Source organism: Pseudoduganella flava (genome assembly GCF_007830495.1).
Classification (GTDB): domain Bacteria; phylum Pseudomonadota; class Gammaproteobacteria; order Burkholderiales; family Burkholderiaceae_D; genus Rugamonas; species Rugamonas flava.
On sequence record NZ_VLKW01000003.1, the window covers coordinates 605,040 to 628,305 of the forward strand.

At 65.8% G+C, this 23,266-nt stretch carries 21 protein-coding genes; 10 read left to right on the forward strand and 11 right to left on the reverse strand.

The annotated features are described in order from the left end of the window. The first annotated feature begins 153 nt into the window (after positions 1-153). Together IP92_RS10885 and IP92_RS10890 are read left to right on the forward strand one after the other, a co-directional pair. Positions 154-1,134: a YheT family hydrolase gene (locus IP92_RS10885; RefSeq protein ID WP_145874556.1), complete on the forward strand. Its 981-nt coding sequence runs from the start codon at positions 154-156 to the stop codon at positions 1,132-1,134. Between the two features lie 3 nt (positions 1,135-1,137). Further along, positions 1,138-1,731: a DUF2946 family protein gene (locus IP92_RS10890; RefSeq protein WP_145874557.1), complete on the forward strand. Its 594-nt coding sequence runs from the start codon at positions 1,138-1,140 to the stop codon at positions 1,729-1,731. On the opposite strand, the gene IP92_RS10895 is transcribed toward IP92_RS10890, so the two are convergent. Together IP92_RS10895 and IP92_RS10900 are read right to left on the reverse strand one after the other, a co-directional pair. Further along, a complete protein-coding gene (locus tag IP92_RS10895) occupies positions 1,728-2,300 on the reverse strand; it encodes an alpha-ketoglutarate-dependent dioxygenase AlkB (protein ID WP_145874558.1) in 573 nt (190 codons plus the stop codon). The genes IP92_RS10890 and IP92_RS10895 overlap by 4 nt on opposite strands. A gap of 7 nt (positions 2,301-2,307) precedes the next feature. Further along, a complete protein-coding gene (locus IP92_RS10900; protein WP_307724850.1) occupies positions 2,308-4,116 on the reverse strand; it encodes a M48 family metalloprotease in 1,809 nt (602 codons plus the stop codon). Positions 4,117-4,163: 47 nt separating this feature from the next. On the opposite strand from IP92_RS10900, the gene moaC reads away from it, so the two are divergent. Next, the gene (gene moaC, locus IP92_RS10905; RefSeq protein ID WP_145874560.1) at positions 4,164-4,637 is read left to right on the forward strand and encodes a cyclic pyranopterin monophosphate synthase MoaC; all 474 of its coding nucleotides are present in this window, start codon (positions 4,164-4,166) and stop codon (positions 4,635-4,637) included. Positions 4,638-4,682: 45 nt separating this feature from the next. On the opposite strand, the gene IP92_RS10910 is transcribed toward moaC, so the two are convergent. After that, positions 4,683-5,258 carry a PEP-CTERM sorting domain-containing protein gene (locus IP92_RS10910; RefSeq protein WP_145874561.1) on the reverse strand — a complete coding sequence of 192 codons (576 nt, stop codon included), beginning with the start codon at positions 5,256-5,258 and terminating at the stop codon, positions 4,683-4,685. 273 nt (positions 5,259-5,531) lie between these two features. On the opposite strand from IP92_RS10910, the gene IP92_RS10915 reads away from it, so the two are divergent. Beyond that, positions 5,532-6,152 carry a flagellar brake protein gene (locus tag IP92_RS10915; protein ID WP_307724851.1) on the forward strand — a complete coding sequence of 207 codons (621 nt, stop codon included), beginning with the start codon at positions 5,532-5,534 and terminating at the stop codon, positions 6,150-6,152. Positions 6,153-6,202: 50 nt separating this feature from the next. Here the strand turns inward: IP92_RS10915 and IP92_RS10920 are convergent, their stop codons facing one another. From IP92_RS10920 to recA, 6 genes are all read right to left on the reverse strand, one after another. Further along, a complete protein-coding gene (locus IP92_RS10920; protein ID WP_199271941.1) occupies positions 6,203-6,670 on the reverse strand; it encodes a pilin in 468 nt (155 codons plus the stop codon). Between the two features lie 202 nt (positions 6,671-6,872). Next, positions 6,873-7,463 (reverse strand): FHA domain-containing protein, encoded by a 591-nt coding sequence (locus tag IP92_RS10925; RefSeq protein ID WP_145874563.1) that lies wholly within the window; start codon positions 7,461-7,463, stop codon positions 6,873-6,875. A 79-nt stretch (positions 7,464-7,542) separates the two neighbouring features. Further along, positions 7,543-8,424 carry a succinate--CoA ligase subunit alpha gene (gene sucD, locus IP92_RS10930; protein WP_145874564.1) on the reverse strand — a complete coding sequence of 294 codons (882 nt, stop codon included), beginning with the start codon at positions 8,422-8,424 and terminating at the stop codon, positions 7,543-7,545. A gap of 13 nt (positions 8,425-8,437) precedes the next feature. After that, positions 8,438-9,607 (reverse strand): ADP-forming succinate--CoA ligase subunit beta, encoded by a 1,170-nt coding sequence (gene sucC / locus IP92_RS10935; protein ID WP_145874565.1) that lies wholly within the window; start codon positions 9,605-9,607, stop codon positions 8,438-8,440. Between the two features lie 642 nt (positions 9,608-10,249). Beyond that, positions 10,250-10,720: a recombination regulator RecX gene (recX, locus tag IP92_RS10940; RefSeq protein WP_145874566.1), complete on the reverse strand. Its 471-nt coding sequence runs from the start codon at positions 10,718-10,720 to the stop codon at positions 10,250-10,252. Between the two features lie 142 nt (positions 10,721-10,862). Beyond that, positions 10,863-11,939, reverse strand: coding sequence for a recombinase RecA (gene recA / locus IP92_RS10945; RefSeq protein WP_145874886.1), 1,077 nt, complete (start codon positions 11,937-11,939; stop codon positions 10,863-10,865). 162 nt (positions 11,940-12,101) lie between these two features. Between recA and IP92_RS10950 the strand changes: the two genes are divergently transcribed. The 6 genes from IP92_RS10950 (at position 12,102) to IP92_RS10975 (ending at position 20,749) form a co-directional block, all read left to right on the forward strand. Beyond that, positions 12,102-12,794, forward strand: coding sequence for a response regulator (locus IP92_RS10950; RefSeq protein ID WP_145874567.1), 693 nt, complete (start codon positions 12,102-12,104; stop codon positions 12,792-12,794). Then, positions 12,791-14,329, forward strand: coding sequence for a sensor histidine kinase (locus IP92_RS10955; protein ID WP_229418720.1), 1,539 nt, complete (start codon positions 12,791-12,793; stop codon positions 14,327-14,329). Before IP92_RS10950 ends, IP92_RS10955 begins: the two co-directional genes overlap by 4 nt. Continuing rightward, complete coding sequence (locus IP92_RS10960; RefSeq protein ID WP_145874568.1) at positions 14,322-14,579, forward strand: DUF4212 domain-containing protein; 258 nt, start codon at positions 14,322-14,324, stop codon at positions 14,577-14,579. Before IP92_RS10955 ends, IP92_RS10960 begins: the two co-directional genes overlap by 8 nt. Then, complete coding sequence (locus tag IP92_RS10965; protein WP_145874569.1) at positions 14,576-16,639, forward strand: sodium:solute symporter family protein; 2,064 nt, start codon at positions 14,576-14,578, stop codon at positions 16,637-16,639. Before IP92_RS10960 ends, IP92_RS10965 begins: the two co-directional genes overlap by 4 nt. Before the next feature lie 74 nt (positions 16,640-16,713). Then, positions 16,714-18,717, forward strand: a complete 2,004-nt coding sequence (locus tag IP92_RS10970; RefSeq protein WP_145874570.1) for an alpha/beta hydrolase family protein — start codon at positions 16,714-16,716, stop codon at positions 18,715-18,717. A 40-nt stretch (positions 18,718-18,757) separates the two neighbouring features. Continuing rightward, positions 18,758-20,749, forward strand: coding sequence for a S9 family peptidase (locus IP92_RS10975; protein ID WP_145874571.1), 1,992 nt, complete (start codon positions 18,758-18,760; stop codon positions 20,747-20,749). Between the two features lie 78 nt (positions 20,750-20,827). Here IP92_RS10975 and IP92_RS10980 read toward each other — a convergent pair whose 3' ends face one another. Both IP92_RS10980 and IP92_RS30185 read right to left on the reverse strand, forming a co-directional pair. Continuing rightward, positions 20,828-22,639, reverse strand: a complete 1,812-nt coding sequence (locus IP92_RS10980; RefSeq protein ID WP_229418735.1) for a penicillin acylase family protein — start codon at positions 22,637-22,639, stop codon at positions 20,828-20,830. Between the two features lie 5 nt (positions 22,640-22,644). Continuing rightward, positions 22,645-23,139, reverse strand: coding sequence for a penicillin acylase family protein (locus tag IP92_RS30185; RefSeq protein ID WP_199271943.1), 495 nt, complete (start codon positions 23,137-23,139; stop codon positions 22,645-22,647). Between the last annotated feature and the right edge of the window lie 127 nt (positions 23,140-23,266).

Below are 23,266 nucleotides of genomic sequence, written 5' to 3' on the forward strand. Positions count from 1 at the left end.
GTCGGACCCTTTTGGGTCTGACCCCAGCCCTTCGTTTCTTGGGTCAAAAGCTGGCAACACGACATCGTGCTTTCACCCCGAGGCAAATGCTGGGGTCAGACCCGCCGGGTCTGACCCCGGGGGTCGCTTCTGGGGTTTGGTTAGAGACTGACCATGAACTACTCCGCCCCCATTTGGCTGCCCAACGGCCACTTCCAGACGATCTACCCGGCCACCTGCCTGCCGCGGCCGGACGTACGCTTTCGCCGCGAGCGGTGGGATACGCCGGACGGCGACTTCATCGACATCGACTTCATCGACGGCGAGCCCGGCAAGCCGTTCGTCGTGCTGTTCCACGGGCTGGAAGGCTCGTCCGCCAGCCATTACTGCCGCTCGCTGGGCAAGGAGCTGACGGAGCTGGGCTGGTCCGGTGCCTTCCCCCATTTCCGTGGCTGCTCGGGGGAGGCAAACCTGGCACCGCGCTTCTACCACTCGGGCGACTCGGGCGAGGCGGATTGGGTGCTGCGCCGGCTGCATCCCCGCGCCACCGGCAAGTTCTACGCGTGCGGCGTTTCGCTGGGCGGCAACGTGCTGCTGCGCTGGCTGGGCGAATCGCAGCACCAGGCTGAATTCGTCGACGCCGCCGTGGCCGTCTCCGCCCCGCTGGACCTGGCGCGCGGCGGCGAAGCGCTGTCGCGCGGCTTCAACCGCCTGTACCAGCGCATGTTCCTGCAAACGTTGAAGCCGAAATGCGCGGCCAAGCACAAGCGCTACCCGGGCCTGTTCGACGTGGACGCGATGCTCGCCGCACCGGACCTGTACACGTTCGACAATATCGTCACGGCGCCCGTGCACGGCTACCGCAACGTCGAGGATTACTGGGACCGCGCCAGCGCCAAGCACGTGCTGGAGGACATCACGGTGCCGACCCTCGTGCTGAACGCGCTGAACGACCCGTTCCTGCCCGGCGTCCACCTGCCCCGCAAGGCGTCGTCACACGTGGTGCTCGATTACCCTGCACAGGGCGGCCACGTGGGCTTCGCGACGGGCCGGCTGCCCGGCACCTTGCAATGGCTGCCGCGCCGGATGATGCATTTTCTGGAGGGAGGCAGGAGCATCGGCGCGCCGCAGACGGCGACGCTGTGCCAAGCTTGAGCCATGGACGATATCGTCAAACAAGCAATGGCCAAATGGCCGAACGTGCCGTACTGCTACGGCTGGCTGGCACTGGACGCGCGCGGCAACTGGCGCATGCGCGACGAGCGCGCGCAGCACCTGAACCGGCCCGGCGACAAGCTGACCAACGCAGCCCTCGTCGGCTTCATCGCCCGCAACTACCAGCATGACGAGCGCGGTTGCTGGTACTTCCAGAACGGCCCGCAGCGCGTCTACCTGAATCTGGAGACGACGCCGTTCGTCGCCCGAACCGATCCGGCCCACGGCTTCGTGCTGCATACCGGCGCGCCGCTGGAGGATGTCGAGGCGGCGTTCATCACGGAAGCGGGCGAGTTGATCCTGCAGGCCGGTGACATCGTCGCGCAGCTGGACGACCGCGATGCGGCGCAGGTGCTGGCTTCCTTGGAGGCCGGCGGCAAGCCGGTGGCGGATGAGGCGTTGCTGGCGTGGATCGAAGGAGGCGCCGGCACGGCCCCTGCCCTGCCGCTGGCTGGCCGCAACATCGCACTGCAACGCATCGCACGTGACGAAGTGCCGGCACGCTTCGGGTTCGTGCGCGCGCCCGTCGCGCCCTAGCGCTTCGTGCGCAGCGTGATCGACCAGCGCGGTTCCTTCACTGGCGGCACCCAGTGCTGCCACTCCCACCGGGCCGCGCCTTCCATCCTGTAGATCGAGCGGGGCGCAAGTTCCAGCTTCACCGATTGGCGGTTCGTGACAGGGCTGGGCGGAAAGCGCCGGAAGCCCATCGTGGCGGCGCTGCCCAGCGAGATGCCGACCACTGTCTCGTACTGCGGCACGTCGCGATGCCAGCCCAGTTGCGTGCCGGGAGAATATTCCGTGATCAGCAGATGTTCCAGCTCCCCCGCGGGGATGCCGAGCCACTGCGCCACGCGTTCGCGCAGCGGGAGGAAGCGGGGATCGATCGCCGAAGTCGGCTGCACGGTGTTCGTGTTGAAGTCGTACAGCCCGCCGTAGCTGATGATGCGGCAGCGCGACTCGTACTCCTTGTACTGCGCCGGCTGCAAAGGAAGCGTCGCGATGATGGCCAGCAGTTCGCGCTCTTCGGCCGCACTCAGGAAGTCCGGCTCGTAACGCAGGCCGGGGATCGCTTCGTCGTCCGCGTGGCCGAAGAGATCCGCCTGCATCGCAGCCTCAGCGGCAGGCGGCGTCCAGCGGATCGCGACGCAGGAGTGGATCGACACGCCGGAAGGGATCGGCTGGCGCCGCCTTCGCCGTGTCGCAGTCGCGCTCCGTCTTGCGGCCGAATGGGTCCGTCGACTCCGTCGTGCCCGCCTTCACGGAGAACGACGCGCCGGAATAATCCTTGTCCTTCTTCTTGTCGCCCATCGCTTCGCGGCGCTTGGCCTGCCAGTCGCGCTCGCGCGCATCGATCACGGCCTGCTCGTAGAACGACGCATCGGGCGACTTGCGCGCCAGCTGGAGCTGGTCCAGCGCGGCCTGCGTGCCGCCCAGCAGCGCATACGATTCGGCCAGCGCGATGTGCTGCAACGCGAGCATGCCCATCTTCGAATAGGCCTGCGCCAGCAAGTCCTGCAGCTCCGGCTCCGCGCGGTACTGCTGGATCTGGTCGCGCAGGAAGCGTTCGGCCTCCTGCGGCTTGCCGCCCTTGATCAGCGCATCCGCATACTGCCAGACGATGCCGCGCGACAGCGGGAACTTCGCATGCGCGTCAAGCCCTTCCTTGATCGCCTGCGCGAGAACGTCCGGCTTGTTCTCCTGGTCGACCTTGATCTCCAGCGACGTGTACGCAAACATGCTCTCGGCCAGCCCTTTCGGCAGCGGCGAACTGAATGCGCCGGGCGCCGGCGGCTGGTGGACGGTCGCGCGGCTCTTGTCGAGCCACGTCTGCGCGCCGGCATGATCGCCGCGCTTGAGCGCCAGGAACGCCATGCCGTACTGGCCGGCGGCGATCTGGTGCCGGCTCTGCTGCGCCATCAGGTTGCGGAAGAATTCCTCGGATTCCGCGTAGCCCTTCGTCGTCGGGTCCTGCAGCACACGGGCGCGGGCCCGCGCGAGGAAGAAGTCCAGCGGATCGACGCGCTGCCTGGTCGGATGCTCGCGCACGCGCGCCTGGATATCGGCGATGCGCTCGGTCGTCAGCGGGTGGCTCATCAGCCACGGCATCGACGTGTCGTACATCCGCGTCGCGTTCTGCAGGCGCTGGAAGAACGCGACCATGCCGCTCGTTTCATAGCCGGCGGCCGTCAGGATCTGGAAGCCGACGCGGTCCGCCTCGCGCTCGGCCTCGCGGCCGAAATTCAGTTGCCGCTGGATGGCGAGGCCCTGCCCGCCCATCATCACGCCCATCGCCGCATCGGGGCTCGATTTCGCGGCCAGCGCGGCAAGGATCATCGCGGCCAGCGGAATCAGCGCATCCGTCTTCTGCTCGCCCAGCTGGCGCGCGATGTGGCGCTGCGCGACGTGGCCGATCTCGTGCGACAGCACGGAGGCCAGCTCGGACTCCGTCTGCGCCGCGAGCAACAGCGCCGAGTGCACGCCGATGAAGCCGCCCGGCAGCGCGAACGCATTCAGCTGCGGATCGCGCACACAGAAGAAGAAGTAATCGTAGTTCGCATCGCCCCGCGCCCCGGGCCGCGCCGCGACGAGGTTGTTGCCGAGGTTGTTCAGGTACTCGACGATCGGGGGATCGTCGAGGTAATCCTGGTTGAAGCGGATGCTCTGCATGATCTCCTCGCCCAGCTTGCGCTCGGTGATCGGCGACAGCGCCTCGCGCGACGTGTCGCCGAGGTTCGGCAGGCTGGGCGTGATCGAGGGCACGCTGGCGAGAGCGGTGCCGCTGACGGAGCCGCCGGGGGTGCCACTCACGGTGCCGCTGTACGTCGCTGGCGATTGGGCCAGGACCGCGGGCGGCGCGGTGCCGATCGACAGCGCGACGAGGGCCGGCAGCAGCTGGCGCTTGAGAGTTCGAGGTGCGTTCACGGTGCTATGATACCTGTTCATTCATTCAGTAGATCGTATTCACCCGCATGTCCGAACTCACCCACTTCGATACCGCCGGCCAGGCCCATATGGTCGACGTCGGCGCCAAGGCCGAAACCCACCGCATCGCCGTTGCCACCGGCAGCATCCGGATGAAGCCCGAAACGCTGGCCATCATTCTATCGGGAACCGCGAAGAAGGGTGACGTGCTGGGCATCGCCCGCATTGCCGCGATCATGGGGGCGAAGCGGACCAGCGATTTGATTCCGCTCTGCCACCCGCTGGCGCTGACCCGCGTGACAGTCGATTTTGAGACGGATGAGGCTGCTTCGTCCGTGCATTGCCGGGCTCAGGTCGAGACTTATGGGAAGACTGGGGTGGAGATGGAGGCGCTGACTGCTGTGCAGGTGGGGCTGCTGACTGTCTATGACATGTGCAAGGCTGTCGATCGGGGGATGGTGATGTCCGAGATCCGGGTTACCGAGAAGCATGGGGGGAAGAGTGGGGATTGGTCGGCTTAACGAAGCACGGCTAACTCTCTTGCTCGGAAAGCGCTCCCCTTATGCTTAAACACATCGGAGCTTTCTCGCCAACACTCGAAAGCTCCGTCGGAAAGCTAATAATGTGAACGCACCGATGCCCAACATCGCATATGCGGCAGGTTCGGGCACAGCCGAGATCGAAATCTGCGTATGCTCAGTCCAGCGTAAATCGGTCGGCACCCACGTGTCCCAATAATTACGGCCGCCAGTGAAGGATTCTCCGCTTGCGAAGCGGTATGAGTAGTAGCTAATGTTGTCCCGAGGGTCGGTTGATGTGTAACCCGCGAAAGTGAATTCGCCGTTAGGCGTGTAGGCAAAATTGGTGAGGCAGGCGCGGCTACGGTATTGCCACTCGCACGGCATAGAAAAATCCATTCCGTAACCAGCGAAACTGAAATCCCTTACTTCGCTCAGACTGTACCTGCCATTGTTATCGAGGTCGTCCACCACCGCATGTGCTACCAATTGCCTGTCGGGCAGATAGATCCCCGAAATGGCATCATAAAAACCGGTGTACGTCACCCAAACGTCTGCTACGCCAGCCTGCACTACAAGGGGCGCTCCGAGAAAAGCGGCCGTTACCAAAACCTGTTTCGACATGATCGTCCTCGCGCTCAGAAAGCAGGGGAAGCTGCTGACAATCTACCGTCCAGACGTGACACTTGTCAATAATATATTGTCGGTCCATCCAGTGGCCTTACGGGTTCTGCACTCATTAGGATTAATTGAATCGAATGCAACTTATGCGGCTTACAGATGAGTAGCCCTCTATAATAGTAATAGGTCAACATCTAATACAGGCAACTGATGACTGGCGCTTTGCCACGCGAGCCCGCTCCCCAGCTCTACACTTTCGAACAGATGAATCTGCAAGTGGGCACTCGCTTGCAGTTCATCACGCATCGTACCCTGCGCCCCATCCAGCACTTTTCCACCGTCATCGGCTGGATCAAGGACGAGTACCTGATCGTCAAGATCCCAATGGACCAGGGCGCGCCAATCGCGCTGCGCGAGGGCGACAAGATCACGTTGCGCGTGTTCTCCGGCGTGAACGTGTGCTCGTTCGCGGCGGTCGTCGAGCGGGTTTTCGGGCGTCCCCTGCTCTATGCCCACGTGACGTTCCCCGTCGAGATTCAGGGCACGAACCTGCGCACGGCGATGCGGGTGAAAGTCGATATTCCGGCGCATGTGAAGGGCGAGGAGTTCGAGCTGTCCGGGTTCCTCGTCAACCTCAGCGTCTCGGGGGCGCTGCTGGAATCGAAACGGCAGCTGCCGGAAGAGGCGCAACAGGTGACGGTGCAGTTCACGCTGCTGACGGAGCCGGACAAGCGGCAGGTGATGATCAGCACCCAAGCGGCGATCCGCAACGTCAATGGCGCGGAGGGGAAGTTCGCCTACGGCTTGCAGTTCATCGATCTCGATCCAGCGCATTACATGATGCTGCAGAACCTGACCTATCAGGCGTTGATCGCCGATCGCCAGAAGATCGTATAAGAAAAAGCCCGGCACTCGGCCGGGCTTCGTCACTCCGATCAGGTCGGGGATCAGTTCTTCACGTAACCTTTGTCTACGCAGGCGCCGGAATATGCCCAGCCCAGGCGCTCGGTGCCCGAGCCTGCTGCACCGCCGGTAGCGGTCGGGGTCAGGACGCACGTGTCGGTCGTTGCGATGCCTTTCACGGCGTTCGGCGTAGCGGTGATCACGCCATCGGCAACTGCCAGGCTGTTGAACACGCCGGTCGTGGACGTCGTCGGAGTGGCCGGGATGTTGGTCGCGGCGCCAGCATTCGTCGCAGCATCCATGTCCGCCAGTGCAACGCCGTTCTGGAATGCTTCTTCAACGGCCAGCTTATACGGGCTAATCTGGCTTACGACTTCAGCGTACGCAGCGCGCTTCACATAGTTCTGGTACGCCGGAATCGCCACAGCCGCCAGAATACCGATAATCGCCACAACGATCATCAGTTCGATCAGGGTGAAACCGCCTTGGGCCTTCTGGTTCATGGATTTCATGGTGTTGCTCCTTCAGTAAAAAACGAAACGGGTTGGGATGCATCAGGTATTGCAATCGCCGTGCCAGCCCGGTTTACGCGCTGTTAGGCCCTGAAAAGCCCAGAAAACCGCTGTTCAGCGCGCTTGCGCTGACGTTTTTTGTCACATGAACTCTCACAAATTGTCACATCGGCCTGCAAAAACGGTCAGCTGACGTTTTTTGTCAGCCCAGCCGGAATGCCATCCGCGTGCCGGACAGGTCCAGCTCGTCGCCGTCCGCCAGCGGCTGTGGCAGCTTGCCCAGCGGGGCGCCGTTCAGCAGCGGGACGCGCTCGCCGTCCGTGTGGGCGGCGGCGTAGCCCGCGTCCGTGCGGTTGATGACGATGACCTGCACGCCGGTGCGGCCCAGGCTCGTCTGCGGCTTGTTCAGTTCCAGCTTGCGGCCCGCGTTGCTGCCGTTGAGGACTTCGATGTGGGCCGCCGGCGGCGTCATCGGCACGGCCGGTGCGCCGCTGATCGGGCGGATGCCGTCGGCGACGAATTCGATGCGGTACTTGGCCAGCTTGACCTGGTCGCCGTGCTGCAGGAAATGTTTGCCGACGCGGTGGCCGTTGACGAACGTGCCGTTGGTCGAATACAGGTCTTCGAGGAACGAGTCGTCGAGGATCGTCGTGATCGCGGCGTGTTCGCCGCTGACGGTGGGGTGTTCCAGCACGATGTCGTTGTGGCGGTGGCGGCCGATCGTCATGCGCTCTTTCGTGAGCTGCACGGTGCGTTCCAGTACGCCGTCACGGGAAATCAGGATCTTCGCCAAACGCCTCTCCTCAACGTCGTCTCCAAATGAAAAACGGGGGCTTCGAAAAGCCCCCGTTATTATCGAACAAAGTTGCCGATTACAGCATTGCCTTCAGCAGGCGTGCCATTTCCGACGGGTTCTTCGTTACTTTGATGCCGCAGGCTTCCATGATTTCCAGCTTGGCTTCCGCGGTGTCGGCACCGCCGGAGATCAGCGCGCCGGCGTGGCCCATGCGCTTGCCCGGAGGCGCGGTGACGCCAGCGATGAAGCCGACGACCGGCTTCTTCATGTTGTCCTTGATCCAACGTGCGGCGTTGGCTTCGTCAGGACCGCCGATTTCGCCGATCATGATGACGGCGTCCGTGTCCGGATCGTCGTTGAACATGCGCATCACGTCGATGTGCTTCAGGCCGTTGATCGGGTCACCACCGATACCGACAGCGGACGACTGGCCGAGGCCCAGTGCGGTCAGCTGGCCGACGGCTTCATACGTCAGCGTGCCCGAACGGGACACGACGCCGATGCGGCCTTTCTTGTGGATGTGGCCCGGCATGATGCCGATCTTGATTTCGTCAGGCGTGATCAGGCCTGGGCAGTTCGGGCCCAGCAGCAGGGTCTTCGAACCGGCCTTGGCCATGCGGTCCTTCACTTCCATCATGTCGCGGACAGGGATGCCTTCGGTGATGCAGATCGCCAGTTCCAGCTCGGCTTCAACGGCTTCCCAGATCGCGGCGGCGGCGCCTGCCGGCGGCACGTAGATCACGGAAACGGTTGCACCGGTTTCCGATGCGGCTTCCTTCACGGAACCGAAAATAGGAATGCCTTCGAAGTCTTCGCCGGCCTTCTTCGGGTTCACGCCTGCAACGAAGGCGTTCTTGCCGTTCGCGTAGTCGCGGCACATGCGGGTGTGGAACTGGCCGGTCTTGCCGGTGATGCCCTGGGTGATGACTTTGGTGTCTTTGTTGATCAGAATAGACATGTTGGTTCCTTAATTAAGCTTGACCGGCTGCAGCGGCAACAACCTGCTTCGCTGCGTCTTCCATCGTGTCGGCGGAGATGATCGGCAGACCGGAATCGGCCAGCATCTTCTTGCCCAGGTCTTCGTTCGTGCCCTTCATGCGCACGACCAGCGGCACTTTCAGGGAAACGGCCTTCGATGCGGTGATCACGCCTTCGGCGATCACGTCGCAGCGCATGATGCCGCCGAAGATGTTCACCAGGATCGCCTTCAGGCCCGGGTTCTTCAGCATGATCTTGAAGGCTTCGGTCACTTTCTCGGCCGTTGCGCCACCGCCCACGTCCAGGAAGTTGGCCGGCTCGCCGCCGAACAGCTTGATCGTGTCCATCGTGGCCATTGCCAGGCCGGCGCCGTTCACCAGGCAGCCGATGTTGCCGTCGAGGGAGATGTAAGCCAGGTCGAACTTGGACGCTTCCACTTCGGCCGGATCTTCTTCGTCCAGGTCGCGGTACGCGACGATTTCCGGATGACGGAACAGGGCGTTCGAGTCGAAGTTGAACTTGGCGTCCAGCGCGATCACTTTACCGTCGCCGGTCAGGATCAGCGGGTTGATTTCGGCCAGCGATGCATCCGTTTCCCAGTACGCTTTGTACAGGCCTTGCAGGTTCGCGCGCGCAGCGGCGATCGAGCCTTCCGGTACGCCGATCTTGCGGGCGACGTCGTCGGCATCCGCGTCGGTCAGGCCGGTGGCCGGATCGATGATCACGTTGTGGATTTTCTCAGGATGGGACTCGGCGACTTCCTCGATGTCCATGCCGCCTTCGGAGGATGCCATCAGCACGACGCGCTGCGAAACGCGGTCGGTCACCAGCGAAACGTACAGTTCCTTCTTGATGTCGGCGCCTTCTTCGATCAGCAGGCGGCGGACTTTCTGGCCTTCCGGACCGGTCTGGTGCGTGACCAGCTGCATGCCCATGATCTGGTTGGCATATTCCTGCACCTGTTCGAGCGACTTGGCGACCTTGACGCCGCCGCCTTTGCCGCGGCCGCCGGCGTGGATCTGTGCCTTGACCACCCAGACCGAGCCGCCCAGCGTTTCGGCAGCTTTCACTGCCTCGTCCGCGGACATGCACGGAATGCCGCGCGGTACCGTCACTCCGAACTTCCGGAGGATTTCTTTGCCTTGATACTCATGGATCTTCATGCTGGCTTCCCTTCTGATGCTGAATATGAAATGGGTTAATGTTGCTGCTACTTCAGTCGTGCGGCACCTGGGCTGTCGTGGCGGCATGGGCCGCCCAGCGTGGGTCATGGCCACGCAACACGGGCGCCGCCGTTGGCGTCGTGCTGTATGGAGTGGAGCGGTTACTCTGGGTGGCGCTGCTCTGCAGCCGGAGAACTTGCAGGGGCTGTCCGCCTTCGCGCAAGCCGGAAGCCAGCAGGGTGTCGTTGACTTTGATGTCGGTGTCGAGGCCGTCAACGCTCCGCTGACCATCCATGCGTGCGAACGCTCGGATGTCTAGGGTGCGCGCGAGCGCACGTCGGCAGACTGGAATTGACAGGGACATAACACCGATGCCGCGTATGCGGCCAAATTAGTAAGCAGCCATGTACTGATCGTACGTTGCCGCAGCTTCTACGGACAACCACCGCACCCGCGGTGCTGCATAAAACTGCAAAAGTGTAGCACACAGGACAGGCAGTGGATAGCAAAGTCGTCGTACGACCGTCGGGTCGATCATACTTTGTTTTGTGCGGGATCAAGGAGTGCCGCACTTTGCGCCGTGAATATCTGATATTTCCAAAGGCAGAGAACGCCAGACTCCGGCAGACAGAACCGGGCGGATCAGACCCCGCCGAACTCGTCTTCCAGATCCACACCCTTCATCGCCGCCCTCACTGCCTTCTGCGAAAACCCGCGAGCGATCAGGAAGCGCATCTGCTTGCTGCGCTCTTCGGCATCTGCCGCCACCTTGCCGTTGAACTTGCGGCGCCATACCTCGCAGCAGCGCGCCACCTCGTCCTCGGCCAGGCCCGCCTTCAGTTCCTGCAATTGCTCGCCGCCGATGCCGTGGCTTTGCAGTTCGGCGACGATGCGGCTGTTGCCGTAACGGGCCGCGCGGCGGTGGATCAGCGATTCGGAAAAGCGCTCTTCCGACAGCCACTTGTTCTGCTCCAGCCAGTTCAGCAGCGCTTCGACGTCGTCGCCCTCTTCCGCATAGCGCGCCAGCTTGCGGCCCAGCTCCAGCCGGCTGTGTTCGCGGGCGGACAACAGGCGCAGTGCGCGGGCTTTCAGGCTGGGAGGTGGCAAGGGCATCGTGACCTATCGAAAAACATGGGGGTGAAAAAAGAATCGCCACCGCCGCAAAGCGGTCGGTGGCGACAAGCCGGATTCGGTATGGCTGCCGGGGCCGGCCCCGGGCGGCATCAGCCGCCAGCCGGGCCCTGCGGCAGGGAGATCAGTCGACCGCTTTCAGCTTCGGTGCCGGCGCTTCGCCGTCTTCCGTTGCCGGCGGCAGTTCGCGCACGCCCAGCGAAGCACGCACCTTGTTCTCGATCTCGCGGGCCAGTGCCGGACGCTCCCGCAGGAACGTGCGGGCATTGTCCTTGCCCTGGCCGATGCGGTCGCCGTTATAGCTGTACCACGAGCCGGACTTCTCGACAATCTTCGCTTCCACGCCCAGGTCGATGATCTCGCCTTCGCGCGACGTGCCTTCGCCATACAGGATGTCGAAGTGCGCTTCCTTGAACGGCGGCGCGATCTTGTTCTTGACGACCTTGACCTTCGTTTCGTTACCGATCACCTCGTCGCCGGACTTGATCGAGCCGGTGCGGCGGATGTCCAGGCGCACGGAGGCGTAGAACTTCAGCGCGTTACCGCCCGTCGTCGTTTCCGGGCTGCCGAACATCACGCCGATCTTCATACGGATCTGGTTGATGAAGATGACCAGCGTGTTGGTGCGGTTGATCGTGCCCGTCAGCTTGCGCAGCGCCTGGGACATCAGGCGGGCTTGCAGGCCCGGCAGCGAATCGCCCATGTCGCCCTCGATCTCGGCGCGGGGCGTCAGTGCCGCCACGGAGTCGACGACGATCATGTCCACGGAACCGGAGCGCACCAGCGCGTCGCAGATCTCCAGGGCCTGTTCACCCGTGTCCGGCTGCGAGATCAGCAGCTCGTGCAGGTTCACGCCCAGCTTTTGCGCATACGTGACGTCCAGCGCGTGTTCCGCGTCGATGAACGCGCAGGTGCCGCCGAGCTTCTGCATTTCGGCGATCGTCTGCAAGGTCAGCGTCGTCTTACCCGACGATTCCGGGCCGTAGATCTCGACGACGCGGCCGCGTGGCAGGCCGCCGACGCCCAGTGCGATGTCCAGGCCCAGCGAGCCGGTGGACACGGTCTGTACTTCTTCGACAGGGGCGGAAGCGTCCATGCGCATCACGGTGCCCTTGCCGAACTGCTTTTCAATCTGAGCCAGCGCAGCGGCGAGCGCTTTGGCTTTTTCGGATGCAGGTACTGCCGCTTTCTTGTCGTCGATCATGATCTTTCGCCTCAGGTGACACGCACAATTGTTCGATAGCCGATACTGTATATGTATCCAGTGCTTTTTGCAAGCGCTGTATCAATCCGGGCAGAGGCTTTCAGTCTGCCTCACAGTTTTGAGTACAATGAAATCGCTACCCTATGCCGGATTGTCAAGATGCGTATTTTACTAGCCGAAGATGACAGCGTCCTGGCGGACGGACTGACGCGCTCCCTGCGCCAGTCCGGCTACGCCATCGACTGCGTGAAGAATGGGCAGGAGGCCGACACGGCCCTCTCCACGCAGGAGTTCGACCTGCTGATCCTGGATCTCGGCCTGCCGAAGATGCCCGGGCTCGAAGTGCTGCGCCGGCTGCGGGCGCGCGGCTCGCTGCTGCCCGTGCTGATCCTGACGGCGGCCGATTCGGTCGAGCAGCGCGTCACCGGCCTCGATCTGGGCGCCGACGATTACATGGCCAAGCCGTTCGCGCTGTCCGAACTGGAGGCGCGCGTGCGCGCGTTGACGCGGCGCGGCCAGGGGGGCGGCTCCACGCTGATCAAGCACGGCCCGCTCACTTACGACCAGGTGGGCCGCAGCGCCTACATCAACGACCAGATGCTGGACCTGTCGGCCCGCGAGCTGGGACTGCTCGAAGTGCTGCTGGCTCGCACGGGCAGGCTCGTGTCGAAGGAACAGCTGGTCGACCACCTGTGCGAATGGGGCGAGGAAGTCTCCAACAACGCGATCGAGGTCTACGTGCACCGGCTGCGCAAGAAGATCGAGGTGGGCGGCGTGCGCATCGCCACCGTGCGCGGCCTCGGCTACTGCCTCGAAAAATATTCCAGCGCCGCCGCGGCCGAAGCGAAGTGAACGGCGCACAGCCCGACGCCGCGCAGTCCGAAGCCGCGCCGTGGCAGCCCACGCTGGAAGAAGACGGCGAGGGCGAGATCCAGCACTCGCTGTTCGGCGAGATCCTCGACTGGATGCTGGCGCCGCTGCTGCTGCTCTGGCCGATGAGCATCGCGATCACCTATCTGGTCGCCAAGTCGATCGCCAACCAGCCGTTCGACCACGCACTGGAAGACTCCGTCACCGTGCTGGCGCAGCAGGTGCGCGAGGTCGACGGCCAGGCCGTGCGCCTGCCCGGCCCTGCGCGCGACATCCTGCGCGCGGACGACGTCGACAGCATCTACTTCCAGATCCTAGGCCCGCAAGGCGGCTACATCGACGGCGACCGCGACCTGCCCCGCCCGGAGCCCGAGCCTGAAGACGACACCACCCGCCCCGGCGCCGTGCGCTTTCGCAGCGATAACCTGCACGGCACGCCGATCCGCATCGCGTATGCGTACGTGAACCTGGAAGAGAACAGCCAGCGCCCTGCCCGGCTCGCGCTGGTGCAGGTGGCCGAAACGCTGGAAAAGCGCGCCAAGCTCGCCAACGAGATCATCAAGGGCGTGATCCTGCCGCAGTTCATCATCCTGCCGATCGTGCTGGGCCTCGTGTGGTTCGCGCTGTCGCGCGGCCTGCTGCCGCTGGCCGAGCTGCAGGAGCGCATCCGCGCGCGGCCTTCGGACGACCTGTCGCCGATCGCGCCGAATCAGGTGCCCGAGGAGATCACGCCGCTGGTCCGTTCGCTCAACGAGATGCTGGCGCGGCTGTCGCAATCGATCGACATGCAGAAGCGCTTCATCGCCGACGCGGCGCACCAGATGAAGACGCCGCTGGCGGGCATGCGCATGCAGTCCGAGCTGGCGCTGCGCCAGACCGACCAGCAGGAGATCCACCGCTCGCTGGAACAGCTGGCGAAAAGCTCGGAGGCGGCGACGCGCCTCGTCAACCAGCTGCTGGCGCTGGCCCGCGCGGAAAACCAGCCGCAGGCCGGCAGCGCGTTCGAAGCGCTGGACCTCGCCGAGCTGGCCCGCAACGCCGTACGCGACTGGGTGCCGGCCTCGTTCAACTACCGCATCGACCTGGGTTACGAGGCGCCGGAAGCGCCCGTGCTCATCGAAGGCAATCCATTGATGCTGCGCGAGCTGCTGTCGAACCTGATCGACAACGCGCTGCGCTACACGCCCCACGGCGGCAGCGTGACGGTGCGCGTGCGCAGTGCCGCGGTGGCCGACGGCGACTGCGCCGTGCTGGAAATCGAGGACACGGGCCCCGGCATTCCGCCGGCCGAGCGCGTGCACGTGTTCGAGCGCTTCTACCGCATCCTCGGCAGCAGCGCCGAAGGCAGCGGCCTGGGGCTGGCGATCGTGCGCGAGATCGCCCAGCAGCATGGCGCTGACATCGAGATCCTGTCCAACCCGCGCGCCACCAACCCGAAATACCCCGGCAGCCTGTTCCGGCTGACGTTCCCGCCGCAGCCCGCCGCGGCAGAAGAGGAGCCACCGCACTATGGCTGACCAACCCGACGACCCGCAACCTGGCGGCTACTGGCGCGCCACGCGCCGCCTGACGGCCGTGCTGCTGGTGGCGTGGATCGCCACCGGCTTTTGCGCCGTGTACTTCGCGCGCGAGCTGGCCGGGCTGACGATCTTCGGCTGGCCGCTGTCGTTCTACCTGGCGGCGCAGGGCGCGTCGCTGGCCTACCTGGCCATCATCGGCATCTACGCGTGGCGCATGCGCCGGCTGGAACGGCGGGAGCGCGCTTGAAGACCGGCCGCCCGTTCTTCCAGCGCCTGACGCGCTACTACGCGATCTTCGCGGCCTGCTTCGCCGGCTTCCTGCTCGCGCTGGCGATCCTGGAAAACGAAGGCATGCCGCGGGTGTGGATCGGCTACATGTTCCTGTTCGCGACGATCGTGCTGTATGCCACGATCGGCGTGCTGGCGCGCACGTCCAGCGTGTCCGAATACTATGTGGCGGGACGGCGCGTGCCGGCGCTGTACAACGGCATGGCGACGGCGGCCGACTGGATCTCGGCCGCGAGTTTCATCAGCCTCGCCGGCAGCCTGTACCTGAACGGCTTCGACGGCCTGGCGTTCGTGATGGGCTGGACGGGCGGCTACTGCCTCGTGGCGCTGTTGATCGCGCCATATCTACGCCGGCTCGGGCAGTACACGATCCCCGACTTCCTCGCGGCCCGCTACGGCGGCCCGGGCGACGGCCGCGCCGTGCGCCTGTGCGCCGTCGCGGCGACGATCCTCGTGTCGTTCACCTACGTCGTCGCGCAGATCTATGCGGTGGGGCTGATCGCATCGCGCTTTACGGGGGTCGATTTCTCGGTCGGCATCTTCCTCGGGCTGGCCAGCATCCTCGTCTGCTCGTTCCTGGGCGGCATGCGCGCGATCACGTGGACGCAGGTGTCGCAGTACATCATCATCCTCGTCGCGTTCCTGATTCCGGCGATGTGGCTGTCGGCCAAGCACAGCGGCAATCCGATCCCGCAGGTCGCCTACGGCAAGCTGCTGCCGCAACTGTCCGCCCGCGAAGCGGCGCTGGCCGTCGACGACAAGGAAAGCGCCGTGCGCGACGTGTTCCGCCAGCGCGCCGAGCAGGTGCAGCGGCGCCTGAACGGCCTGCCCGATTCGTGGGAAGCGGGCCGCGCGGAATTGCAGCACTACCTTGACAACGTACGGCTGCGCAACGCGTCGCTGCTGGAGATCCGCGCCGCCGAATGGGCGCTGATCGCCTACCCGAAGAATGCCGACGAAGCCGTGACGATCTGGAGCGCCGAGCGCGACGAGAACCTGAAGCGCGCCCGCCCCATCACGCCGCACGCGACGCCGTTCCCCGGCGCGACCCGCGAGCAGTCGGACATCAAGCGCCGCAACTTCCTCGCGCTGGCGTTCTGCCTGATGCTGGGCACGGCGGCGCTGCCGCACATCCTGATGCGGTCGTACACGACGCCGTCCGTCGACGAGACCCGCATGTCCGTGTTCTGGACCCTGTTCTTCATCCTGCTGATCTACCTGACGATCCCCGCGCTGGCGGTGCTGGTCAAGTACGACGTCTACACGGCGCTGGTGGGCAGCGCGTTCAGCGACCTGCCCACGTGGGTGTCGTACTGGGCCAGCGTGGACAAGGCCAACCCGCTGATCAGCATCACGGACGTGAACGGCGACGGCATCGTGCAGCTGGCCGAGATCGCGATCGACGGCGACGTGCTCGTGCTGGCCACTCCGGAGATCGCCGGCCTGCCCTACGTGATCTCCGGCCTGGTGGCGGCGGGCGGCCTCGCTGCCGCGCTGTCGACGGCGGACGGCCTGCTGCTGGCGATCTCGAACGCGCTGTCGCACGACGTGTACTACAAGATCGTCGACCCGAAGGCGTCGACGCAGAAGCGCGTGACGATCTCGAAGCTGATCCTGCTGGGCGTCGCGTTCATCGCCGCGTACTCGGCATCGACGAAGCCGGGCGACATCCTGTCGCTGGTCGGCGCCGCGTTCTCGCTGGCGGGATCGACGTTGTTTCCGGTGCTGGTGGCCGGCGTGTTCTGGCGCCGCGCCAACCACTACGGCGCGCTGGCGGGCATGGCGACGGGCTTTGCCGTCTGCCAGTTCTACATGCTGCACACGAACCCGGTGCTGGGCGGCACGGCCGCGGCGCAATGGTTCAACATCGCGCCGATCTCGGCCGGCGTGTTCGGCGTGCCGGCCGGGATCGCCGCGCTGGTGCTCGTCAGCCTGCTGACGCCGCCGCCGGACGCCCGGCGTGCGGCATTGATACGACACATCCGCTCGTCGGAGATACCGTCCGGTAAAGATTCTTGACGTTGTGACATTTGGTGAGAAAGCTGGACGTTGCAATGTGTTAAGTTCGGCGCTCCCCTTTTTCACCAATCGCCATGTCCCTTCCAGCCCTGCTGTCCGCGGCGCTGCTTGCCGCCGGCATCCTCGTGTCCTGCTCCGGCAACGCCGCCAGCGCGCCGCCACCCGTGCAAGCCTTTTTCGACAACGCCGAATTCGGCGGCGCCCAGCTGTCCCCGAACGGCCGCTACCTGGCCGCGAAGGTCAGCGCCGCCGGCGGTCACGACCGGCTCGGCGTCGTCGACCTTGCCACGTTCGAATCGAAGATCGTCGCCAGCTTCTCGGATGGCGACATCGGCCACTTCCAGTGGATCAGCGACCAGCGCCTGCTGTTCGACAGCACCGACAAGGACCTGGCGCCAGGCCAGGTGCGTTCCGCTCCCGGCCTGTACGCGGTGGACCGCGACGGCCAGCATGCCCGCGAGCTGGCCGAGCGCAACGGCCACTTCATCCGCGCCGGCGGCGGCCGCGACCTGCTGCCGTGGCACACCTACATGCTGCCGCAGCACGGCGCGCAGAATTCCGACACCGTCTATGTGCAGAGCGTGGACTTCGCCACCGGCGGCAGCGTGCGGTCGATCCAGCTGCTGCGGCTGGACACGCGCAACGGCCGCAGCATGGAAGTCTCCGAACCAGGCTACGTACAACGCTGGCTGCTGGACGCGCAAGGCCAGCCCCGCATGGCGATGACGCTGGACCAGGGCAAGAGCACCGTGTGGCTGCTGGAAGGCGACAAATGGCGCGCGCTGAACACGACCAACGCCTGGATCGACCACGCCGCCGGCTTCGCGCCGCTGGACTTCGGCCCGGACGGGCAGCTGTACGTGTCCGCCAACGAAGGGCGCGACAAGGCGGCCCTGTACATGTTCGACATCGCCGCCGGCAAGCCGTATCCGAAGCCGCTGCTGACGATGGACCGGCACGATTTTTCCGGCCACCTGATCTTCAGCGGCGGCAAGCTCGCCGGCATCCGCTACATCGGCGACGCCGAGGACACGGCCTGGCTGACGCCGGAGACCAAGGCGCTGCAGGAAGCCGTCGACCGGAAGCTGCCCGGCATGGTCAACCTGATCGACCTGCCGCGCCGGCCGGAGACGCCGTTCGTGCTGGTGCGCACCTACTCGGATCGCCAGCCGGCCGTCTACTTCGTCTACAACCGTGACACGGGCGCGCTGACCAAGGTGGGCAACACGCATCCGCGCATCGATCCGAAGAAGATGGGCACGCAGGACAACGTGCAGTACACGGCGCGCGACGGCCTGCCGATCCCTGCGCTGCTGACGCTGCCGCCGGGCGCCACGCGCCATGACAAGCTGCCGATGGTGGTGCTGGTGCATGGCGGCCCGTGGGTGCGCGGCGCCGTGTGGGGCTGGTCGGCCGACCGGCAGTTCCTTGCGTCGCGCGGCTACGCCGTGCTGGAGCCCGACTTCCGCGGCAGCACCGGCTACGGCAACAAGCACTTCGCGGCCGGCCTGAAACAGTGGGGCCTGGCGATGCAGGACGACGTGGCCGACGGCGCGCGCTGGGCGATCGCCGAGGGCATCGCCGATCCGCAGCGGATCTGCATCGCCGGCGCCAGCTATGGCGGCTATGCCACGCTGATGGGCCTGATCCGCGACCCGGACCTGTTCCGCTGCGGGATCGCGTGGGCCGGCGTGGCCGACATCAAGCTGATGTACGGCACGAGCTGGTTCCACGCGTCCGACATGCCGGCCGAATACCTCCGCTACGGCATGCCGCAGCTGATCGGCGACCTGGAGAAGGACGCGGCCCAGCTGACTGCCACGTCGCCCGTCGAACAGGCCGCGCGGCTGCGCCAGCCGCTGCTGCTGGCCCACGGCGGCGCCGACCGACGCGTGCCGCGCGCACACGGCGTGCGCTTCCGCGACGCGGTGCAGGCCACCAACAAGAACGTCGAATGGGTGGAATACGCGCAGGAAGGCCACGGCTGGTCGCTGCCTGAAAACCGCTTCGATTTCTGGACCCGGGTGGAGCGCTTCCTGGAGCGCAACCTGGGCCCCGGCAAACTGCCGCAACAATAATTTTAACGAGAGAGCGGGCCCTGCCCTACCTGATTGACCGATGACGAAATACCTGCGTTTCCTGTTGCTGTCCCTGAGTTTTGCCGCGGCGGTAGTGCATGCCGCACCGCCTGTCGAGCAGTTCTTTGCCGAGCCGAAGCTGGCCGATCCCGTGCTGTCCCCCGGCGGCCGCTACGTCGCGATGAAGGTCGCCATGAACGGCGCCCGCGCCAAGCTCGTCGTGTTCGAACCCGGTGCGAACCGGCCGCCCGCCATCGTGGCCCATTTCCCCGACCTGGACATCAACGTCGTGCAGTGGGTGAACGAACAACGGCTGTTGTTCAACACGGTCGACCGCTCCGTCGGCCAGGGTGACCGCACGCTCGCTGCGGGCCTGTTCGCCGTCGACGCCGACGGCGCGAACCCACGCCAGCTGGCCGACGTGCATGGCGCCGTGCCGGTCACCGGCAGCCGCGTGCGCCCGACGATGCTGGACTGGAACCACTTCATCCTCGAGGAGCGCGGGCCGCAGGATTCCAACGCCGCCTACATGCTGCGCGGAGAGCTCGACAGCTCGCGCCGGGCCTGGAGCGCGATGTCGCTGGTGAAGGTCGACACGAAATCGGCATCGTCCACGCAGGTGCCAGGACCGGGCCACGCGATGAAATGGATGCTCGACTACGCGGGCCAGCCGCGCCTGGCCGTGCGCTTCGAAGACGGCATGACGGAGATCCACATCCTCGACGCGGACACGGGCAACTGGCGCAAGCTGGCGGCGTTTCCCAGCTACGGCGTATCGCCCGGCGCCTTCACGCCGCTGGCATTCGGCCCCGACGGCACGCTGTACGTCAAGGCCAACCGCGGTGACACCAGCGCCGTGTTCGCGCTCGACGTCAAGACGGGCAAGCTGGCGGCCGAGCCGATCGTCAACACGCCCGGCTTCGACTTCGACGGCAAGCTGGTGTTCGGCCGGGGCAAGCTGCTCGGCATCGAACTGCGCACCGATGCGCTGGGCGTCGAGTGGATCGACGCAGGCATGAAGGCCGTGCAGGCGGACATCGACAAGCTGTTGCCGGCCACCGTCAACGTGATCACGGTGCCGGCCCGCGCGACGACGCAGAACGTGCTCGTCACCGCCTACTCGGACCGCTTCCCGAAGGCCTACTACGTGTACGACATGGCGACGAAACAGGCCGTGAAGCTGGGCGACACGCAACCTGGCATCGAGCCGAAGCAGATGGGCACGCAGCAATGGGTGCAGTACAAGGCACGCGACGGCATGACGATCCCGGCCCTGCTGACGCTGCCGCCGGGCCGCCCCGCACAGAAGCTGCCGCTGGTCGTGCTGGTGCACGGCGGGCCGTACGTACGCGGTAACAGCTGGGAGTGGAACCCGCAAAGCCAGTTCCTGGCCACGCGCGGCTACGCGGTACTGGAGCCGGAATTCCGCGGCAGCATGGGCTTCGGCGTGAAGCACTTCAAGGCCGGCTTCCGCCAGTGGGGCCTGGCGATGCAGGACGACGTGACGGACGGCGCGCGCTGGCTGATCGGTCGCGGCACCGTCGATGCGAACCGCGTGTGCATCGCCGGCGCCAGCTATGGCGGCTACGCGGCGCTGATGGGCGTGGCGCGCGAGCCGGACCTGTTCAAGTGCGCGATCGACTGGGTGGGCGTGACGGACCTGAACCTGCTGTATTCGGCCGGCTGGAATTTCGCCTCCGATGCCAGCGACGACTGGAAGCGCTACGGCCTGCCGCAACTGGTCGGCGACCGCGAGAAGGATGCCGCGCAGCTGCAGGCCACGTCGCCGCTGTACCTGGCCGACCGCATCAGCCGCCCGCTGCTGCTGGCTTACGGCGGCGTGGACCAGCGCGTGCCGCTCGATCACGGCCTGAAGTTCCGCTCCGCCGTAACGAAGACCAATCGCGACGTCGAGTGGGTGCAGTATCCAGACGAAGGGCATGGCTGGTCGCTGCCGCAGAACAAATACGACTTCTGGAACCGCGTGGAACGCTTCCTGGACCGGAACATCGGCGCCGCGGCGCAGAAGTAACGGCCGCCGCAGCCAGGTGCCCAGCGACACGCGGGGCACCGTGCCGCAGATCCCGCGCGCGGCGCCGTGCGGGTCACCTCACTTCTCGACAATCACCTCCTTGCGCAATTGCGGATCGGCCGCGATCTCGGCCGCCGTGAACGGCAGCGCGATCCATTCGCGCTTCGAGAAACGGCGGGTCTGGTCGCTGTGGTGCGGCGAGCTCGGGTCGGCCGACTGCGAGTACGTCAGCAATGCCAGCGCGCGCGGACCGGCATCGTCGAAACCCACCACCTGCAGGTAGCTGGTGCCGCCGCTCACTTCGAACTGCCCGCCCTGCCCGTTGGGGTCCACATCGATCGCGTTCAGGATGCCCAGCTCACCCAGGCCGCCGTGGATTGGTATCGCAGCGCCGCCGCGCCGGCTGACCTGGAAGTCGCCCAACTTCGCGCTGCGCGGCACCCCCGCCGCGTCGTAGCGCTGCACGGTGCTGGCCAGTGCCTTGGCCAGCGCTGCGGCGACCGCATCGTCGCGCCAGTTCAGGCCGCGCGGCGTGTGCACCGGGTCGCGCGGGTCGAACGGCACGCCCCACGTGTTCTCCGGCAGCTCGGCGGTCATGATGCCGGCGAAATAAGGCAGGCCGAGATTGGCGTCGAAGCCGGCGTCGCCGCTCCACGCGGACAGCGCGGCGCAGCCGGCCGTGACTTCCGCTTGTGCCGGGCCGCTGGCGCACCAGGCGCGCAGGTCGGGCAACAGCAGCGGCGCGAGATAGACCTTGTCGTTCAGTGCCAGGTCGCGCAGGTCGTCCAGCGTGAGGCGGTGCTGGCGCAGGCGCTCCGGCAGTTCGGCCAGCACCTGCCGCGTGCGCGCGCCCTGGGGCACGCCATCGCGCGACACAAGCGCCGGGAAGCCCGTCAGCGGCGCGGCCGGGTTGGACAGCCACGCGCTGTCGTTCGCGTTCTGCACGAAGTCGCGCCGCTCCAGCACGGGCAGCCGGTTTGCCGGCACCGTGCCGGGCTGCGGCGCCCCCGCTTCATCGCGCCACGCACAGGCCGAGCGGCTGCCGTCCAGCACGTGCAGCCCTTCCGGTGCGAGCGGCGCGTACTGAGGCAGCAGGCAGCCGGCCAGGGCGTCGTCCGGCAGGTTGGCGATCGGCGACACGTTCATCAGCAGCGTATTGCCGGCGCGGTCCGCCGCGATCGTGTTGTTCCACGGGTTGCCGGCCACGCGCAGGTTCGCCTCCTTCAGCTCCGCCAGCGAACGGGCCTTGTTCATCTCGTACCACTGCGTCACGACGCGGTCGTTGTCCATGTTCGCATCGCGCAGCGCATACACGGTCGTCGGCGTCCACTCCAGCAAGCCGGGCACGGCGACCAGCGGGCCATACTCCGTGCTGAACAGCGTGCGGGTGCGCGTGCCGGTGCTGCCGTCGGCATTCTTCACCGGCACGGCGAGCGTGCGGCGCACCAGTGCGCGCGGCTGGCCATCGACGAGGTAGTGCGTGGGATCGCTCGGGTCCAGCTGCAGTGCATACGCCGTGAAGTGGGCCGACGTGTCGGTGGTGTGCGTCCACGCGAACTCCTTCGTGAAGCCGATGCCGACGACGGGCAGGCCCGGCAGCGTGGCACCCATCACATCCAGTTTGCCGGGGATCGTCAGGTGCAGCTGGTAGAAGCGCAGCGCGTCGCCCCACGGCAGGTGGGGCTGGCCCAGCAGCATGCCGCGGCCGTCCGCGCTGGCGTCGGCGCCGATGGCGATCGCATTGCTGGCGCTGACACGCGGCGCGCGGGAGGCGCGCCTGCCGCTGGTGCGGGACAATGTCGCGGTACCCGGCTGCGGTGCGCTGCCGATCGGACCGATCCAGCTCATGGCCGTCAGCGCGATGCGGCGCGTCAGTCGCACCAGATCCATGGTCGTCACGGGGCGCACCCACGGGCGTTGCGGCAGGCTTCCGGCAGCGTGCCGATGCCCTTGTCGGCCACGTAGCGGTTCACGCCGGCCGCATAGCCCCGCATCAGCGCCTGCACTTCGGCCGGCTGCGCGTTCCAGGCGCGCAGCACGGCGGCATCGTCGTTCATCTGGCGGAAGAAGAAGTCGGAGTCGAGGTTGTTAACGGCCAGTTCCAGATTCTCCGACGTGGCGCCGTCCGCGCCGAACCAGCGCGACCGCTCGCCGCTGACGGTAAGGATCTCCGCCGCCAGCAGGCAGAAGTTGTCCTGGGCGTAGGCATAGCCGATGCCGAAGCCCAGCCCGGCCTCGTCGGCCGCCTCGATGTGCGGGATGCCGTAGGCGGTGCGGGCGATCGTGGCCTGGTAGCGGGAGCCGGACGGGGGATTGATGCCGTTCCCGCCGCAAGCGGTCAGCAGGGCGGCCAGCAGGCAGGCCGCCGCCGCATTCGATGTGCAAGTCATACAGTCTCCGGTCAATAGCGATGCGGCCGATGCTGACGGCGCCACATGAAGGCCGGCTGAGCGCCACATGAAGCCACGATGAAGGGCAAAAAAGGGGTAAGCTGTGGGCTCTCATCCGACAGGAGGT